A 16342-nucleotide genomic window follows, 5' to 3' on the forward strand; every position below is an offset into this window, starting at 1 on the left:
GGAACGACATTATGGACGTACTCGCCGGGGGAAATGGGTGAAAGGGTGAACTGGCAGAGGTCAGGGCATGGTCGGGACGGTGACGGCGGCGATCAGCCCCCGATGATCCGACCCGGCGATGTCCACGACGTCGAGCGATCGCACACCCGCGTCGCGCACCACGACGTGGTCGATACCGACGACGGGCGGGTACCACTTGTCCATCGGATAGGTCGGCAGAACACCGGCACCCACGGCGTCCGCGGCGTCGACCCACCCGTCGGACAACAGGTTCCGGAACCGCGAGTGCGCATGCGTGGAGTTGAAGTCGCCGCCGATCACGACGCTGCCAGGACGTGACGCCGCGGCCGACATCTCGTCGGCGACGAGGTCCAACTCCGACGCCCACACCGGCGTCGGAGTGGGATAAGGCGGGATCGGATGCACCGCGTAGGCGCGAAGAGGCTGCGCTGCACCCACATCGAGATCGACGGTGACACCGGCGAGCAGAAAACCCGGTAGTTCCCGACCGTTGGACACCGGGAATCTGCTGTAGATCGCGGCGCCGGCGCCGCCCGGATAGGGAGCCACGAACTTGTAGGGCAGCGCCTCGTCGAGACCCACATCCTCGAAGAGCGCCACCGACTCCGGCGTGATCTCCTCGATGGTGACGACGTCTATCTCACGCTCACGCACCGTCGACACCAGAGCATCGGCGTCGGCCCGGCCCAGCATGACGTTGGCCTGCATGATCCTCACCTCGCCGCCCGTCTCTGCCGACGCGAGTCCCGCGGCACCCGGCACGTACAGCGGCACCACCACGATCGACGCGACGGCCAGAACCAGTGCCGACACGGCAGCCAGCAACCACCGTCGCGCGACGACGCAGACCACGGCCCCGACGACGGTCGCACACAGCAGGATCGGCGCGAACGACGCGGGCCCGACCACCAGGATCGACGGGATGTCCACCCATGACGCCACGACGGCAGCCAGTCCGACAGCGATCCCGCCGAGCCCGACGATCGTCGCGGCGAGAGTGCCGCGCGTCATTCGATGCGCCGACGGTGCGCCCACCGGGTCAGAGCATTCCGGTTGGACTGCTGTGTCTTCCGCAGGACGTTGGACGCATGCGTCTCGACGGTCTTGATCGAGATGAAGAGGGTCTCGGCGATCTCCCGATAGGTGTAACCGCGGGCGAGCAGCCGGAGCACCTCGAGTTCCCGCGGTGTCAGCGAGTCGAGCTCCGGATCCAGTGGTGGCTCCGGCACCGACGAGCGTCCGGTGAAGGAGTCGAGCACGAAACCGGCCAGACGAGGCCCGAACACGGCGTCACCGCCCGCCACGCGGCGCACGGCGTCGGCCAGGTCGGACCCCGAGATGGTCTTGGTGACGTATCCGCGCGCACCGGCACGGATGACTGCGATGACGTCCTCGGCGGCGTCGGAGACGCTGAGCGCCAAGCAGACCGGGCCTTCGGCGATCGACTGGAGCACCGCGACTCCTCCGCCGTCGGGCATGTGGACATCGAGCAGCACCACGTCGGGCGTCGTGGCGTCGATACCGCGGACGGCGTCGGCGACGCCGCCGGCTTCGCCGACCACCTCGATGTCCTTCTCCCGCGCGAGTTCTGCTCGCACACCCGAGCGGAACACCCCGTGATCATCGACCAGGAAAACTCGACAGCTCACGCGGAACGTTCCTCTCTGTCGTGACGTGTCGCCCCCATGTCGCGAGGCACGCGGATGTGGATCTCGGACCCCTTACCGGGCGCGGACCTGATGTTCACCGCTCCCCCTCGACGTTCGATGCGTGCACGGACGCTTCGGGCGAGACCCTGCCTGTCGTCGGAGACGACATCGGGATCGAACCCGCACCCACGATCGCGGACGAACACGTCCACCGCATCGCAGCCGGCCTCGACGTAGAGGTCGATCGACATCACGCCGGAATGCTTGGCAGCGTTGACCAGTGCCTCGCGGGTGGCTCCCAGCAGTGCCGTCGAGACCTCACGGGTGATGCCCGAGCGCTCGGACGGCTGGTCCAGTTCGACGTCGCCCACGGTCACCGGATCCACGGTCACACCGTAGTGGTCCTCGACCTCACCGGCGATCGTGGCCAGCGCCCGCACGAGCGATGCGTGGTCGGTCTCGTTGCCTCCGAACAGCCACTTTCGCAGTTCGCGCTCCTGGCTTCTGGCCAGCCTCAGCACCTCGGCGGAGTCGGTGCTCTGCTTCTGGATCAACGCCAGCGTCTGCAACACGGAGTCGTGCAGATGCGAGGCGATGTCCTCGCGCTCGTCGTTGCGGATACGCGCCGACCGTTCCTCCCCGAGAGCCCGCCACAACCGCATCCACAGAGGCACCGTGAGCAGGACGGCGCCGACGAGAGTCACCACCACCGCGAGGAGCGACGAACGCAGCGCCTGGACGTCGACTCGCGCCACGACCACGACACACAGTCCGATGACCACGAGCGTGACGCCGGAGACGATGCGCGCCCATCCCAGGACGGTTGTCCTGGCCGAGCGCGGCCGCGGCGATCCCGCCGAATGCGCACCGGCGGAGTCGAACTCGCGCCACACCAGCGTCGCGCCGATGGCGACGACGACGACGGGGGCCACGATGGTCGACGAGTTGCCGCTCAGACCCGACCCCAGGGCGACGGCGCCGCCGATGCCCAGCACGAGAAGCCCGTACGCGCGTCGACGCTCCGCGCGATCCGGTTTACGGACGTCGTCACCGGCGGACGTGAAGACCCACAGCAGACCGTAGGCGGCGATACCCGCACCGGCCGCGGCGCACAACACCGCGAACACGACGCGCACCCGGAAGACGTCGACCCCGAGGTGATCCGCGATTCCGCCGGCGACACCGCCGACGATGCGTCCCGCGGCACGGCGCGTCAGAACAGGCGTCGGCAGAGGTGCCGACGGTGACGGCTCGAGTGCGGGCAGGGTGGACACGCGTCGATCCTGACACGAAAACGTGCCGCGCGGTATCAGGGTTCACCCCCATACGACCGTCTGCAGCCCTCACGAAATCAGGGTTCGCCCCGATGTGCCGGGACCCGCCCGGGACGCAGGATGGTCGTCATGACCACAGCCACCGCATCCGCCCAGCTGTCCGAACTCTGGCGCACCCGTCCCGTCCGTCTGTCCGACCAGGGCCCCGGAGCCGGAGTCGCTGCCGGCATCGGCCACCGCTACCGCGTGGACCCGGTCCTGGTGCGCGTCGCCTTCGTCGTGTCGACGCTGTTCGGCGGTTCGGGCATCGTGCTGTATCTCGCGGCGTGGCTGGTACTTCCGCGTCGCGGTGACACCGTGTCCCCAGCCGAGTCGCTGCTCGGACGCGGTCGGACGTCGGATTCGCACACCAGTGCCGTCGTCCTGACGGTCGCCCTCGTGATCGCCGCGGTCAGCGTCGGTCCGTTGGGGATGGGGTCCGGACTGGTGTCCACGCTGGCGATGCTCGGCGGCCTGTACTTCCTCTATCGCAGAACTCCCGATGCACCGTCACCGGCCGACCTGGCGGGACCGACTGCGGACCCCGCGCCCTGGACTGCCTTCTCGACGCTCCCCGACCGATACGAGCCGACGGCCGCCCCGGTGTCGCTGTCCAAGGACGAGGGCACCGCTCCGGTCCATCCGAACTCACCGCCGGAGTGGGATCCGCTGGGAGTCGCGCCGTTCGCATGGGACCTTCCCGAACCCGGCAAGCCGTTCGTCCCGGCGGTCCGACCGAAGAACACCTCGCACCTGACCTCGACGGTGATCGGCCTGGCCATCATCGCCTCGGCTGTGACGGTGGCCGTCGGAGCGATCACCGGAAGTACCGTCGTGACGGCGCCGAGAGTCGGAGCGGTGGCCTTGGCCGTCGTCGGGGCCGGACTACTGATCGGTGCGTTCACCCGACGCGGCTACGGACTGCTCGTCGTCGCGGCGCCCCTGGCCGGCTTCGTTCTCGTGTCGTCCCTCGTCGACATGTCGGACATCGACGTCTCGGGTATGAACTCACCGAACATGGGCAACGTGGACGTCAGACCCACGACGATGGCCGCCCTGCAGCCGACATACGAATCCGGAGTGGGCAACTTCTCGCTCGACCTGACCGGCCTGACGCTCACCGAGGACCGTTCCGTCAGTGTCGACAAGGCCGTCGGCAACACCGAGATCATCGTCCCGCCGACGATGAACGTGATCGTCACCTGTGACAGCGCACTGGGCAACACCGACTGCATGGGCGACGGAACGAGTGTCGACGGCGGTACCGACGGGCCGGACGGACCGGTTCTCACGATCGACGCGAACACCGCGATGGGAAATCTGGAGGTGCACCGTGGATGACATGACGACCGACGACGCGACACAGGCCGATACGACCAGACGCCGACCGTCCCTGGTCTTGCTCCTCGCAGGGATCGCGGACCTGCTGCTCGCCGTTCCGACCATCGTCGGATCGAACCCCACCGCCATCGTGTCCGGCCTCGTATCGGGCTGGACCGTGCTGGTGGTCGCCGTCGTCGTGGGGGTCGCGATGGTCCTGGCGCCCGTCCGACGACGCGCCGGCCGTCGCTAGACCGACCGAGCCGCCGACACCGTCATTCCCATTCGATGGTGCCCGGCGGCTTGCTCGTGACATCGAGGACTACCCGATTGACCTCTCGGACCTCGTTGGTGACACGAGTGGAGATGCGCTCGAGAACGTCGTAGGGAAGTCGAGTCCAGTCCGCGGTCATCGCGTCCTCGCTCGAGACCGGACGCAGCACGATGGGGTGCCCGTAGGTGCGGCCGTCGCCCTGGACACCGACACTGCGCACATCGGCGAGCAACACCACGGGGCACTGCCAGATCTGCGAGTCCAGACCCGCCATCGTCAGCTCTTCCCGTGCGATGGCATCGGCGTGGCGCAAGGTCTCGAGGCGGTCCGGGGTGACGGATCCGATGATGCGGATGGCCAGACCCGGGCCCGGGAACGGTTGCCGGGCAACGATGTCCTCGGGCAGACCCAGCTCGCGGCCGACGGCGCGGACCTCGTCCTTGAACAGCAGACGAAGCGGTTCCACGAGCGAGAACTGCAGGTCCTCCGGCAACCCGCCGACGTTGTGATGGCTCTTGATGTTGGCCGTCCCGCTGCCGCCACCGGACTCGACCACGTCGGGATAGAGGGTGCCCTGGACGAGGAAGTCGATCGACTCCCCCTGTGCCGCGGTGTCACCGAGCTCCGTGGTCACCGCACCCTCGAACGCACGGATGAACTCCCGGCCGATGATTTTGCGCTTGGTCTCCGGGTCGGTGACTCCGTCGAGTTCCCGCAGGAACACGTCGACGGCGTCCACCGTGACCAGCCGCGCGCCCGTAGCGGCGACGAAGTCCTGCTGCACCTGCTCACGCTCGCCGGCGCGAAGCAGTCCGTGATCGACGAAGACGCAGGTCAGGCGATCTCCGATGGCGCGCTGGACGAGAGCGGCCGCGACAGCGGAGTCCACGCCGCCCGACAGCCCGCAGATGGCGCGACCGTTGCCGACCTGCTCTCGGACCTGGTCGACGAGCGCGTCGGCGATGTTCGCCGCGGTCCACGTCGGCGCGATGCCGGCGATCTCGTGCAGGAACCGTGAGAGCACCTGCTGTCCGTGCGGGGAGTGCAGCACCTCGGGGTGGTACTGGACGCCCGCCAACCGTCGTGCTCGGTTCTCGAACGCGGCCACGGGGGCCCCGGCGCTGCTGGCCACCACCTCGAAGCCTTCCGGCGCCTCGGTGACGGCGTCACCGTGACTCATCCAGACGGGCTGCGTGGACGGCAGTCCGTCGTGCAGCGTTCCGCCGGACACGTCGAGGTCGGTGCGGCCGTACTCGCGTGTCCCGGTGTGGCTCACCGTTCCACCGAGCGCCCCCGCCATGGCCTGAAAGCCGTAGCAGATGCCGAACACGGGAATCCCCAGGTCGAACAGCGCGGGATCGAGCTGGGGAGCACCCTCTGCGTAGACACTCGACGGTCCGCCGGAGAGGACGATGGCAGCCGGATTCCGGGCTGCGATCTCCTCGACGGTCATCGTGTGGGACACCACCTCCGAGAACACCCGAGCTTCACGGACGCGTCGAGCGATCAGTTGCGCGTACTGCGCACCGAAGTCGACGACGAGCACCGGATCGGTGTTCTCGAGGGCGGAATCCTGCGGCTGGGAGTCGGTCACGCGCACCACTCTAGTGAGCGCGCCCGACCTCACGCCGCGCCGGTGCTACCGACGGGAGCACCGACGCGTGACGACGCCACGGTGGGCGACGAGGGGGTCCTGATCTCGACGATCGGCAGCATCAACGCGCCCGGTGCGTGCACCGGGACGAACGGCTTGTGGGGAGCGATGGGCTCGATGCGCTCGTAGGGCAGCCCCTGCGCTGGACGCAGGTCCTTCTCCCCCTTGTTCGGCCACAGCGATGCTGCCCGCTCCGCCTGTGCGCTGATGGTCAGCGACGGGTTGACGCCCAGGTTGGCCGACACCGACGATCCGTCGACGATGCTCAGCGTCGGGTAGTTGTGCACGCGGTGGTACGGGTCGATGACACCGTTCTCGACGTCCTCCGAGATGACGCATCCGCCGAGGAAGTGGGCGGTGAGAGGAATATTGAATACCTCTCCCCACGTACCGCCGGCGATGCCGTCGATCTTCTTCGCGATGCGGCGGGTGGCCTCGTTGCCCATCGGGATCCACGTCGGATTCGGCTCGCCGTGTCCCTGCTTGCTGCTGACGTGACGACGCCCGAACAGACCACGCTTGGTGAAGGTGGTGATGGAGTTGTCGAGGTTCTGCATCACCAGCGCGATGATGGTGCGCTCGCTCCAGTGCCGCGTGTTCATCATGCGCAGGAATCGAAGAGGGTTCTTGACGACCTCGCCCAGGAACTTCAGCCAGCGCGGTGTGCGTCCGCCGCCGTCGGTCATGAGCGTCTGCAGCAGACCCATGGCGTTGGAGCCCTTGCCGTAGCGGCAGGGCTCGATGTGGGTGTCCTCGCTGGGGTGGAACGACGAGGTGATCGCGACACCGCGGGTGAGGTCGATCGACGGGTCGTACGTCAGCTTCCCGGCGCCCACGATGGACTCGGAGTTGGTCCTGGTGAGACGGCCCACGGTGGGTGAGAGCCCGGGCAGCGAGCCGTTGTCCCGGAACTTGTGCATCAACTGCTGGGTGCCCCAGGTACCGGCGGCGAGCACGACGTGGCCGGCCGTGTACGTCCTGCGGTCCTTCTTGACGTACGCGCCGGTGCGCTGCGTGGCGACGACCCAGGATCCGTCGGGGCGCGGCGTCAGGTCGGTCACCGTGGTCATCGGAACGATGTCGGCGCCGGCACGCTCGGCGAGCCCGAGGTAGTTCTTCAGCAGGGTGTTCTTCGCGTTGTGTCGACACCCCGTCATGCACTCGCCGCACTCGATGCAGCCGGCTCGGTCCGGGCCCACCCCTCCGAAATAGGGGTCCGGAACGGTCTTGCCCGGCTCGTCGCCGAAGAAGACACCGACGGGCGTCTGGATGAAGGTGTGTCCGACGCCCATGTCCTCCGCGACGGACTTCATGACGTCGTCCGCAGGCGTCATGTGCGGGTTCTGCACGACACCGAGCATCTTCTGCGCCTGCTCGTAGAACGGCGTCAGTTCCGAGTGCCAGTCGGTGATGTGGGACCACTGCTGGTCCTGGAAGAACGACCGCGGCGGCTGGTACAGCGTGTTCGCGTAATTGAGCGATCCACCGCCCACCCCGGCACCGGCGAGGATGAGGCAGTCGCGCAGCAGATGGACGCGCTGGATGCCGAAGCATCCCAGCTTCGGAGCCCACAGGAACTTCTTCAGGTCCCAGCTGGTGGCCGCGAAGTCGGCGTCCTCGAACCGCCTACCGGCTTCGAGAACACCGACCTTGTAGCCCTTCTCGACGAGGCGCAACGCCGTGACACTGCCGCCGAAGCCGGATCCGACGACCAGTACGTCGTAATCCCTGTTGTCGCCCATCGAGACCTCCTGGTTCACCCGAAACGTGATCGATACCACGATAGCGTACGTGTAAACCGCGGTGACAGGAACCGGTTACAGCCCTGTCCGTGAGCTCAGCCCCTGATATTCAGGCCGACCTTCTGGAACTCCTTGAGGTCCGAGTAACCGGACTTCGCCATCGAACGGCGCAGGCCACCGACCAGATCGAGCGACCCGAACGGATCGTTCGACGGGCCCGAGAGAACGCGATCGAGCGACGGACGGTCGCCGAACGACACCGGAAGGAAGGCACCGCGCGGCATGGACGGGTGCGCGGCAGCGGACGGCCAGTACCACCCGCGGCCGGGAGCCTCGGCGGCCAGGGCGAGCGGAGCACCGAGCACCGCGGCGTCGGCGCCGCACGCGATGGCCTTGGCCAGATTTCCCGACGTCGTGATGCCGCCGTCGGCCAGGACGTGGACGTACCGGCCGCCGGTCTCGTCGAGATAGTCGCGGCGCGCGGCCGCGGCGTCGGCGATCGCCGTCGCCATCGGCACACCGATACCGAGAACCTCGCCCGTCGTGGTCGCGCCCTCGGTGGAGCCGTACCCGACGATGACACCCGCAGCGCCGGTGCGCATCAGGTGCAGTGCCGTGCGGTGGTCGCTGACTCCGCCGGCGACGACGGGAATGTCGAGTTCGGAGATGAACGTCTTCATGTTCAGCGGTTCTTCGCTGGGATGACCCACGTGCTCGGCGGAGATGATCGTGCCCTGCACGACCAGCAGGTCGACTCCCGCCGCCACCAGCGCGGGAGTCAGCGAGCGAGCGTTCTGCGGACTGACGCGCACGGCGACCGTCACTCCTGCGTCCCGCACCTGCGCGACCGCGGCGGCCAGCAGATCAGGCTGCAGCGGTGCGGCGTGCAACTTCTGCAGCAGTTCCACCGGTGCGTCCGCGTCGACGTCCGACTGGGCGATGTCGACCAGCTGGTCGATCACCGAGTCGACGTCGGCGTGCCGACTCCACAGGCCTTCACCGTTGATGACGCCGAGACCACCGCGCTTGCCCAGCTCGATGGCGAAGGACGGGGAGACCAGAGCATCGGTCGGGTGCGCGACGATCGGGATGTCGAACCGGTAGGCGTCGAGCTGCCACGCGGTGGACACCTCCTTCGACGACCGGGTACGACGCGAGGGGACGATGTCCACGTCCTCGAGCTCGTAGGTCCGACGAGCCGTGCGGCCCATGCCAATTTCCACCAGGTCGCGCACGCGCGTCCTTTCTGTAAGCCCCGCCGGCGCAGTGCCGGGGGGCGGTCGACTCCGGTCGGAGTCGGGTCAGCGGGCAGTGTAGTTCGGTGCCTCGACGGTCATCGTGATGTCGTGCGGGTGGCTTTCCTTCAGCCCGGCAGACGTGATCTGCACGAACTGCGCCTCCTGCAACTCCTCGACCGAGTTGGATCCGGTGTAGCCCATCGCCGCGCGCAGACCGCCGGTGAGCTGGTGGATGACCTGCGACAGCGGTCCGCGGAAGGGAACTCGCCCTTCGATGCCCTCGGGCACCAGCTTGTCCTCGGCGAGCACGTCGTCCTGGAAGTAACGGTCCTTCGAGAAGGACTTGGTCGCGCCGCGGCCCTGCATGGCGCCCAACGAACCCATGCCGCGGTAGCTCTTGAACTGCTTCCCACCGACCAGGATCAGCTCACCGGGCGACTCCGCCGTACCGGCGAGCAGAGACCCCAGCATCGCCGTCGATGCTCCGGCTGCGAGAGCCTTGGCGATGTCGCCCGAGAACTGGAGACCGCCGTCGGCGATGACGGGCACACCCGCCGCCTTGCAGACGGCGACAGCTTCGAGGATCGCGGTGATCTGCGGGGCGCCGACACCGGCGACGACGCGCGTGGTGCAGATCGACCCGGGACCGACACCGACCTTGACCGCGTCCGCGCCGGCCTCGACCAGCGCACGGGCGCCGGATCGCGTCGCGATGTTGCCGCCGACGACCTGCACGCGGTCGCCCACCTCGGCCTTGATCTTGCTGACCATCTCGAGCACCTGCGAGTTGTGACCGTGCGCGGTGTCGACGACGAGGACGTCGCATCCCGCGTCGGTCAGAGCCATCGCGCGTGCCCACGAATCGTCGCCGACGCCGACCGCGGCACCGACCAGCAACCGGCCGTCCCGGTCCTTGGTCGCGAACGGGTGCTGCTCGGTCTTGACGAAGTCCTTGACCGTGATCAAGCCGGTCAGACGACCGTGGCCGTCGACGATGGGCAGTTTCTCGATCTTGTGGCGACGGAGCAGTCCCAGCGCCGCGTCGGCGGTGACACCTTCCTGCGCGGTGACCAGCGGAGCCTTCGTCATGACCTCGACGACGCTGCGGTTCTGATCGACCTCGAAGCGCATGTCGCGGTTGGTGATGATGCCGACCAGTTCACCGCGCTCGTCGGTCACGGGCAGACCCGAGATGCGGAACTTGGCGCACAGCGCGTCGACCTCGGCGAGGGTGTCGGTCGGCTTGCACGTCACGGGATCGGTGACCATGCCGGCCTCGGACCGCTTGACCACCTCGACCTGCGCGGCCTGGTCCGTCGCGGACAGGTTGCGGTGCAGCACTCCCATACCGCCCGCGCGCGCCATGGCGATGGCCATGCGGGCCTCGGTGACCGTGTCCATCGCGCTGGACACCAGTGGGACCCGCAGACGGATCTCACGCGTGAGCTGGCTCGACGTGTCGACCTTGCTGGGGATCAGATCCGACGCCGCGGGAATCAGCAGGACGTCGTCGAAGGTGAGGCCCAGCATGGCGACCTTGTTCGGATCGTCGCCGCCCGTCCGCACACGTGCGGACGCGTCTGCGGCGGTAGTCACGGGCCTGTCTGGGGTACTCATACGGAAGGGCCCTCCTGAGCTGGTCTGTCGGTGCGCACGGTGGTACCGGGGACCCGGATAGAATCCCTCACGCGCTCGCGGTACATCGTATCCGGCGCCGGGGGTCGTCCTGTACGCGCTGCGACACACTCTCCCGCACCGAGCGACACACCGACCAGGTGGGCACCGTACCGCTGGCGCAGACCCGCCCTTGCTGCGTACCGTGGAGTCGTGCGCGATCAACTGCCTCCAGGTCTGCCGCCGGATCCCTTCGCCGGCGATCCCGCCGACCCTTCGGCCGCCCTCGACGCCATCGAGCCCGGTCAGCCCCTCGACCCGCAGGAACGTCTGGCCGTCGAGGAGGATCTGGCCGACCTCGCCGTCTACGAAGCGCTCCTGGCGCACCGCGGAGTCCGTGGACTCGTCGTGTGCTGCGAGGACTGCCAGCAGGACCACTACCACGACTGGGACATGCTGCGAGCGAACCTGCTCCAGCTGCTCGTGGACGGCACCGTACGACCGCACGAGCCTGCCTACGACCCCATTCCCGACGCCTACGTCACGTGGGACTACTGCCGCGGCTACGCCGACGCGTCGATGAACGATGCGCTGCACGGGGACGGGTACGACACCTAGACGCCCGTCTCACACAGACACGAAGAACGCCCGCAGACACTGTCTGCGGGCGTTCTTCGTGGTGCGGATGCCTCAGTTGGGGGTGACGACCGTGCTGGGAGTGACCGGTGTCGTGGTCTCCGGAGCGGGCGCGGGCGCCCGGAGGATCTCCGGTGGGATGGTCACGTCGGTGGTCGGCTGCGGCAGGAACGGCAGGTCCGTCGGCAGCGGGAACGGCAACTGGATATCCGTGGGCAGCGTCGGGATCTCGGTCGGGAGCGGCAACTGCGGAAGCGGGATGCTCGTGTCGGTAGGAATCTGCGGAACGATGTCCTCCGGGATGGTGGGCATCGGCGGAACGGTCGTCGTGGGAGCGGCCGGCGGCGGCACCGAGGCGGGAGCGGTCAGCTTGGACAGCTCGGCGGACAGACGAGTCCACCAGTCCTGCAGCTGCGCACGCTCGTCCTCGTCGCGGATGCCACCGGTGCGCTGCGCGGCCTCGGCGAGACGAGTCTTCGCCGACTCCGCGTCGCCGCGGGCAAGCGCCTCCTCGACATCGTGGAGCGCCGTCGTCGTGTCGACCTGCGCGACAGTCGAATCCGCCTGCTGGGTGAAGACGACTTCCTTCACCTTCCAGAGCGGATCTCCGGGCATCGCGCTGTAGGAGAACGCGGTGACTCCGCCTGCGAGGAATGCGACCGCAGCGGCGGCACCCACGAGCGGGCGCAGGTGACGCATCTTGCTGCGCGTGCGCTGACGGTGCAGTGCGTCCTCGGCAAGAGCGAGATCGATCGCGGCGGAGACCTGATCGAGATCGGGCCGTTCCGGCAACGGTTCGGCGAGGATGTCGGACCGCCACTCGGCGAGCAGGCCGGCCAGCCGGTACTCGTCGGCGTCGGCCGTCGCGATCGGGCCGTCGCCGGCGATCGCGTCGATGAGAGCGTCGTCGCGGCGCACGGCCATGATGTCGATAGGGCCGGACGACTCGGCGTCGTCTGCGGCGAAGGGGTCGGCGCCACCCGCGCCGAAGGCGTCGGGGCGGCCGGAGCCTCCGCGTGCGGAGCCGCCGAACTGTGCGCTGTCGCGCCACGAGTCCCTAGCCATACTTGTCACCTGCTCCCAGTACTTCGTTCTTCAGCTTCGCTATTGCCCGGTGTTGCGCCACACGAACGGCGCCTGCGGTACTACCCACGGCGGCGGCCGTTTCCTCTGCCGACAATCCGACGATCAGGCGGAGCACCAGGATCTCGCGGTGCTTGTCCGACAGTGTCGACAGCAGTTCGTTCATGCGACGTCCTGCCTCCGAGTCCAGCGCCCGTTGCTCGGGGCCGTCCTCGATGGACATGACATCCGGTACATCGGCCATGGGCTCGGATTTGTTACGCGAAGTACTGCGATGGGCGTCGGCAACTTTGTGGGAGGCGATTCCGTAGACGAACGCCATGAAGGGGCGGCCCTGGTCCTCGTAGCGTGGGAGCGCTGTCATGACCGCGAGACAGACCTCCTGGGCGACGTCGTCGGCCGAGAGTTGACCCCTCTCACCAGCGCCGACGCGCGCCCGGCAGTACCGGACGACGACCGGCCTGATGCTCTCGAGAACGACGGAGAGAGCCCCTCGGTCACCGCGCGCTGCTGCCGCGACGGCCGAGTCCAGCCCCTCACCCGTGACAATCATTGTCAGTGTGTTCTCCACCTCACGTCGGGCGCACCCCGAAACGGGCGCGCTTCCCCCCCGGTCCCCGACAGCCCGGTGTGGAACGCCTCAAGGATAGTCGTCCCCCCTCCGCGGTCTAGCGAACCGTCCGGTCTCGTCACGAGAAAACGCCTCCGCGTGACCGGATCGCAACCTCCAGGGCGCCGCGTACGGTCGCCGCTCCGGTTTCACCCAGTGCTTCCGAGATCGACGACGCCGCCCACGCCAGCGGCAGCAACCCCAGAGCCTCGGCATCGACTCGCACCGATCGTGCGTCGACTGCCGCCGCGCCGTGTTCGCCGGCCACGAGGCGCGCTGCGCACAGGACGAGGCGGGACTTGATGCGGTGGCGATCCGAGGCGAACGCCTGCGACGCGTCGACAGCGCGCGATGCCGCGGACAGAGCGGACGGTCCGTCGCCGCGCGCCATGGCCACCTCGGCCCGGACCCACCACACCCGCAACGACACGCGGGAGTGGCCGGGGTTCTCGGTCAGGACGTCCTCGGCGCGGGCCAACAACACGTCGGCACGCGATGTCCGGCGCGGGCCGATCGCATCGGCGGCGAGACCGACCAACGCGTCCACGACCGCATCGACCGCGCGGGGTTGCAGTGCACCTCGGCCTAAGCCGCTCTCCCGCAGAGCGACCCCGTCGCGGACGGACGCCGCGTCGTGACGCCCCAACTGACGCAGGAGCGACCCCTCGAGGCTCGAGGACAGAGAGCGGACGATCGGGTCGGGGTCCGACCGAAGTGCGCGGGCACCGGTGAACGCCGCCGAATACCACCCCCGAGCTCCTGCCTCGACGGCGCCGGACCAGGCCGCGACGGACGTCGGATCGGGCGGTCGGGCACTCGATGTCGGCACGCGAAACAGAATAGTCTCCGGCAGTTTCCCGCGAATTTACACAGCGATTGTCACGACATTTGCCGGTGCCATGTGACCGGCCGTTGTCCGCGTCGTGACGGCCGTGTTACGTACCTGCCACACGGGCTCGAAACCAGAGAAAAATGTCGCCCGAGTTAAATAATCCCTGCTCGGACTATGGATCACACCACGAAACGAGGCTGTTGACGGCTATTCCGGGCTCGCTCTACGGTTGCGACAGATCGTGAACGGCACCAAGGAAATTCACGACCGCGCGTGAGAGTACTAGGAGTACACAATGCCCCAGCCCAATCACCTCCCCGGACCCAATGCCGATATCTGGGATTGGCAGATGCACGGCACGTGCCGTGGAGTCGACTCGTCGATGTTCTTCCATCCTGATGGTGAACGAGGTCGAGCCCGCGCGCAACGCGAAATGAAAGCCAAGGAGATGTGCCGCGCCTGCCCCGTGCTCGCACAATGCCGCAGCCACGCGCTCGCGGTCAGCGAGCCCTACGGAATCTGGGGCGGGATGTCGGAGACCGAACGCGAAGTTCTGGCCCGCCGCAACCGCCGCCGACTCGCCTCCTGATCTCTCCCCAGCGCGGCCGACCACCAACACCACCGACAGAGGCCCCACCGGACGATCTCCGGTGGGGCCTCTGTCGTGTGATTCACCGGCCGTCAGGGGCCGGGGGTACAGCGGTCAGTGGCTGTGACCGTGTCCCTGTGCGTCGGCGTCGACCTCTTCGGGCTTGTCGACGACGGTCGACTCGGTCGTCAGGATCATCTTCGCCACGGACGCGGCGTTGACCACGGCGGAGCGAGTGACCTTGACCGGGTCGATGACACCGTCGGCGACGAGGTTGCCGTAGGTGAGCGTCGCGGCATTGAACCCGGTGTCGTCGTCGGCTTCGACGAGCTTGCCCACGACGACGGAACCGTCGACGCCGGCATTGGTGGCGATCCAGAACATCGGCGCGCGGAGTGCGAGGCGCACGGCCTCGACACCGATGGCCTCGTCGCCCGTCAGTCCGAGGTGATCCTTCAGTCCACGGCTGGCGTGCACGAGTGCGGCGCCACCGCCGGAGACGATGCCTTCCTCGACGGCTGCCTTGGCTGCGTTGACCGCATCCTCGACACGGAACTTGCGCTCCTTGAGATCGGTCTCGGTAGCAGCACCGACCTTGATGACCGCGACTCCGCCGGCGAGCTTGGCGAGGCGCTCCTCGAGCTTCTCACGGTCCCAGTCGGAGTCCGTCGCCTCGATCTCGCGGCGGAGCTGACCGACGCGATCGGCGATGGCGTCGGCGGTGCCGGCACCCTCGACAATGGTGGTCTCGTCCTTGCTGACGACGACGCGTCGCGCGCTGCCGAGCAGATCGAGGCCTGCGTCCTTGAGCGAGAGTCCGATGTCCGCGTTGATGACCGTGGCGCCGGTGACGATGGCGAGGTCCTCGAGGAACGCCTTGCGGCGGTCACCGAAGAACGGCGCCTTCACGGCGACGGCCTTGACGGTCTTGCGGATCGAGTTGACGACCAGCGTGGAGAGCGCTTCGCCCTCGATGTCCTCGGCGATGATGAGGACGGGCTTGCCCGACTCGGCGATCTTCTCGAGCAGGGGAAGGAAGTCCGGCAGCGAGCTGATCTTGTCGCGGTAGAGCAGGATCTGCGCGTCGTCGAGGACGGCTTCCTGGCTGTCGACGTCCGTGACGAAGTACGGCGAGAGGTAGCCCTTGTCGAACTGGACGCCCTCGGTGATGACGAGCTCGGAGACCAGCGAGCTGGACTCCTCGACCGTGACGACACCGTCGGTGCCGACGCGGGTGAGCGCTTCGCCGACCATCTGGCCGATGACCTCGTCGCGCGAGGACACCGTGGCGACCTGCGCGATGGACTTCTCGCCCTCGACCGGAACGGCAGCGGCGAGCAGTGCCTCGGAGACGTGCTCGACGGCCTTGGTGATGCCGACGCCGAGTGCGATGGGGTTGGCACCGGCCGCGACGTTCTTCAAGCCCTGCTTGACCAGTGCCTGAGCGAGAACGGTCGCGGTGGTCGTGCCGTCACCGGCCACGTCGTTGGTCTTGGTGGCGACGCTCTTCACCAGCTGAGCGCCGAGGTTCTCGAAGGGATCTTCGAGGTCGATCTCACGGGCGATGGAGACGCCGTCGTTCGTGACCGTCGGGCCACCGAACGCCTTCGCCAGCACCACGTGGCGACCGCGGGGTCCCAGGGTGACCTTGACAGCGTCGGCGAGCTTGTCGACGCCTCGTTCGAGGCTGCGTCGTGCGACCTCGTTGAATTCGATTTGCTTGGACATGTGGCTTTCAGGCTCCTAGGAGTACGACGTAACGCATTC

The 16342-nt window shown here is 67.9% G+C and carries 15 protein-coding genes; 4 read left to right on the forward strand and 11 right to left on the reverse strand.

Going from position 1 to position 16342, the window contains the following annotated elements; translation table 11 throughout:
* Window positions 1–60 precede the first annotated feature (60 nt).
* Genes ASG64_RS01585 through ASG64_RS01595 form a run of 3 tightly spaced genes read right to left on the reverse strand, consistent with a single transcriptional unit; the run spans window position 61 to window position 2935 of the window.
* On the reverse strand, window positions 61–1032 hold the full coding sequence (locus tag ASG64_RS01585; protein WP_056069420.1) for an endonuclease/exonuclease/phosphatase family protein: 972 nt from the start codon (window positions 1030–1032) through the stop codon (window positions 61–63).
* Entirely contained in the window at window positions 1029–1670 is a 642-nt protein-coding gene (locus tag ASG64_RS01590; protein WP_042573103.1) for a response regulator, read from the reverse strand. The genes ASG64_RS01585 and ASG64_RS01590 overlap by 4 nt, the downstream gene beginning before the upstream one ends.
* Window positions 1667–2935 carry an ATP-binding protein gene (locus ASG64_RS01595; RefSeq protein ID WP_056072452.1) on the reverse strand — a complete coding sequence of 423 codons (1269 nt, stop codon included), beginning with the start codon at window positions 2933–2935 and terminating at the stop codon, window positions 1667–1669. The genes ASG64_RS01590 and ASG64_RS01595 overlap by 4 nt, the downstream gene beginning before the upstream one ends.
* A 138-nt stretch (window positions 2936–3073) precedes the next feature.
* Here ASG64_RS01595 and ASG64_RS01600 point away from each other — a divergent pair, with 138 nt between their 5' ends.
* Complete coding sequence (locus ASG64_RS01600; RefSeq protein ID WP_056072455.1) at window positions 3074–4324, forward strand: PspC domain-containing protein; 1251 nt, start codon at window positions 3074–3076, stop codon at window positions 4322–4324.
* A 1-nt stretch (window position 4325) separates the two neighbouring features.
* The gene (locus ASG64_RS01605; protein WP_156388231.1) at window positions 4326–4556 is read left to right on the forward strand and encodes a hypothetical protein; all 231 of its coding nucleotides are present in this window, start codon (window positions 4326–4328) and stop codon (window positions 4554–4556) included.
* Window positions 4557–4578: 22 nt separating this feature from the next.
* Here the strand turns inward: ASG64_RS01605 and guaA are convergent, their stop codons facing one another.
* From guaA to guaB, 4 genes are all read right to left on the reverse strand, one after another.
* The gene (gene guaA, locus ASG64_RS01610; protein ID WP_056072457.1) at window positions 4579–6171 is read right to left on the reverse strand and encodes a glutamine-hydrolyzing GMP synthase; all 1593 of its coding nucleotides are present in this window, start codon (window positions 6169–6171) and stop codon (window positions 4579–4581) included.
* A gap of 29 nt (window positions 6172–6200) precedes the next feature.
* Window positions 6201–7973 carry a GMC family oxidoreductase N-terminal domain-containing protein gene (locus ASG64_RS01615; protein WP_056072460.1) on the reverse strand — a complete coding sequence of 591 codons (1773 nt, stop codon included), beginning with the start codon at window positions 7971–7973 and terminating at the stop codon, window positions 6201–6203.
* Window positions 7974–8068: 95 nt separating this feature from the next.
* Window positions 8069–9208, reverse strand: coding sequence for a GuaB3 family IMP dehydrogenase-related protein (locus ASG64_RS01620; protein WP_042573100.1), 1140 nt, complete (start codon window positions 9206–9208; stop codon window positions 8069–8071).
* Window positions 9209–9274: 66 nt separating this feature from the next.
* Complete coding sequence (gene guaB, locus ASG64_RS01625) at window positions 9275–10828, reverse strand: IMP dehydrogenase (protein ID WP_269430088.1); 1554 nt, start codon at window positions 10826–10828, stop codon at window positions 9275–9277.
* Window positions 10829–11038: 210 nt separating this feature from the next.
* On the opposite strand from guaB, the gene ASG64_RS01630 reads away from it, so the two are divergent.
* Entirely contained in the window at window positions 11039–11443 is a 405-nt protein-coding gene (locus ASG64_RS01630) for a DUF5319 domain-containing protein (protein WP_042573099.1), read from the forward strand.
* A 72-nt stretch (window positions 11444–11515) separates the two neighbouring features.
* Here ASG64_RS01630 and ASG64_RS01635 read toward each other — a convergent pair whose 3' ends face one another.
* The 3 genes from ASG64_RS01635 to ASG64_RS01645 all read right to left on the reverse strand — a co-directional run bounded on the left by ASG64_RS01635 (window position 11516) and on the right by ASG64_RS01645 (window position 13983).
* Complete coding sequence (locus tag ASG64_RS01635; protein WP_056069427.1) at window positions 11516–12526, reverse strand: anti-sigma-D factor RsdA; 1011 nt, start codon at window positions 12524–12526, stop codon at window positions 11516–11518.
* Complete coding sequence (locus ASG64_RS01640; protein WP_056069430.1) at window positions 12519–13097, reverse strand: sigma-70 family RNA polymerase sigma factor; 579 nt, start codon at window positions 13095–13097, stop codon at window positions 12519–12521. Before ASG64_RS01640 ends, ASG64_RS01635 begins: the two co-directional genes overlap by 8 nt.
* 136 nt (window positions 13098–13233) lie before the next feature.
* A complete protein-coding gene (locus ASG64_RS01645; RefSeq protein ID WP_056069433.1) occupies window positions 13234–13983 on the reverse strand; it encodes a hypothetical protein in 750 nt (249 codons plus the stop codon).
* Between the two features lie 298 nt (window positions 13984–14281).
* Here ASG64_RS01645 and ASG64_RS01650 point away from each other — a divergent pair, with 298 nt between their 5' ends.
* On the forward strand, window positions 14282–14575 hold the full coding sequence (locus ASG64_RS01650) for a WhiB family transcriptional regulator (RefSeq protein WP_042574652.1): 294 nt from the start codon (window positions 14282–14284) through the stop codon (window positions 14573–14575).
* Window positions 14576–14689: 114 nt separating this feature from the next.
* Here ASG64_RS01650 and groL read toward each other — a convergent pair whose 3' ends face one another.
* Window positions 14690–16303, reverse strand: a complete 1614-nt coding sequence (gene groL, locus ASG64_RS01655) for a chaperonin GroEL (RefSeq protein WP_042574653.1) — start codon at window positions 16301–16303, stop codon at window positions 14690–14692.
* Window positions 16304–16342 lie beyond the last annotated feature (39 nt).

This window comes from Rhodococcus sp. Leaf247, from assembly GCF_001426185.1.
Lineage (GTDB): Bacteria > Actinomycetota > Actinomycetes > Mycobacteriales > Mycobacteriaceae > Rhodococcoides.

Coding starts and splice junctions, on each gene's coding strand:
- ASG64_RS01650 (WP_042574652.1), top strand. CDS start 14,282: ATGCCCCAGCCCAATCACCTCCCCGGACCCAATGCCGATATCTGGGAT.
- guaB (WP_269430088.1), bottom strand. CDS start 10,828: ATGAGTACCCCAGACAGGCCCGTGACTACCGCCGCAGACGCGTCCGCA.
- ASG64_RS01600 (WP_056072455.1), top strand. CDS start 3,074: ATGACCACAGCCACCGCATCCGCCCAGCTGTCCGAACTCTGGCGCACC.
- ASG64_RS01640 (WP_056069430.1), bottom strand. CDS start 13,097: ATGATTGTCACGGGTGAGGGGCTGGACTCGGCCGTCGCGGCAGCAGCG.
- ASG64_RS01585 (WP_056069420.1), bottom strand. CDS start 1,032: ATGACGCGCGGCACTCTCGCCGCGACGATCGTCGGGCTCGGCGGGATC.
- ASG64_RS01635 (WP_056069427.1), bottom strand. CDS start 12,526: ATGGCTAGGGACTCGTGGCGCGACAGCGCACAGTTCGGCGGCTCCGCA.
- ASG64_RS01615 (WP_056072460.1), bottom strand. CDS start 7,973: ATGGGCGACAACAGGGATTACGACGTACTGGTCGTCGGATCCGGCTTC.
- ASG64_RS01605 (WP_156388231.1), top strand. CDS start 4,326: ATGACGACCGACGACGCGACACAGGCCGATACGACCAGACGCCGACCG.
- groL (WP_042574653.1), bottom strand. CDS start 16,303: ATGTCCAAGCAAATCGAATTCAACGAGGTCGCACGACGCAGCCTCGAA.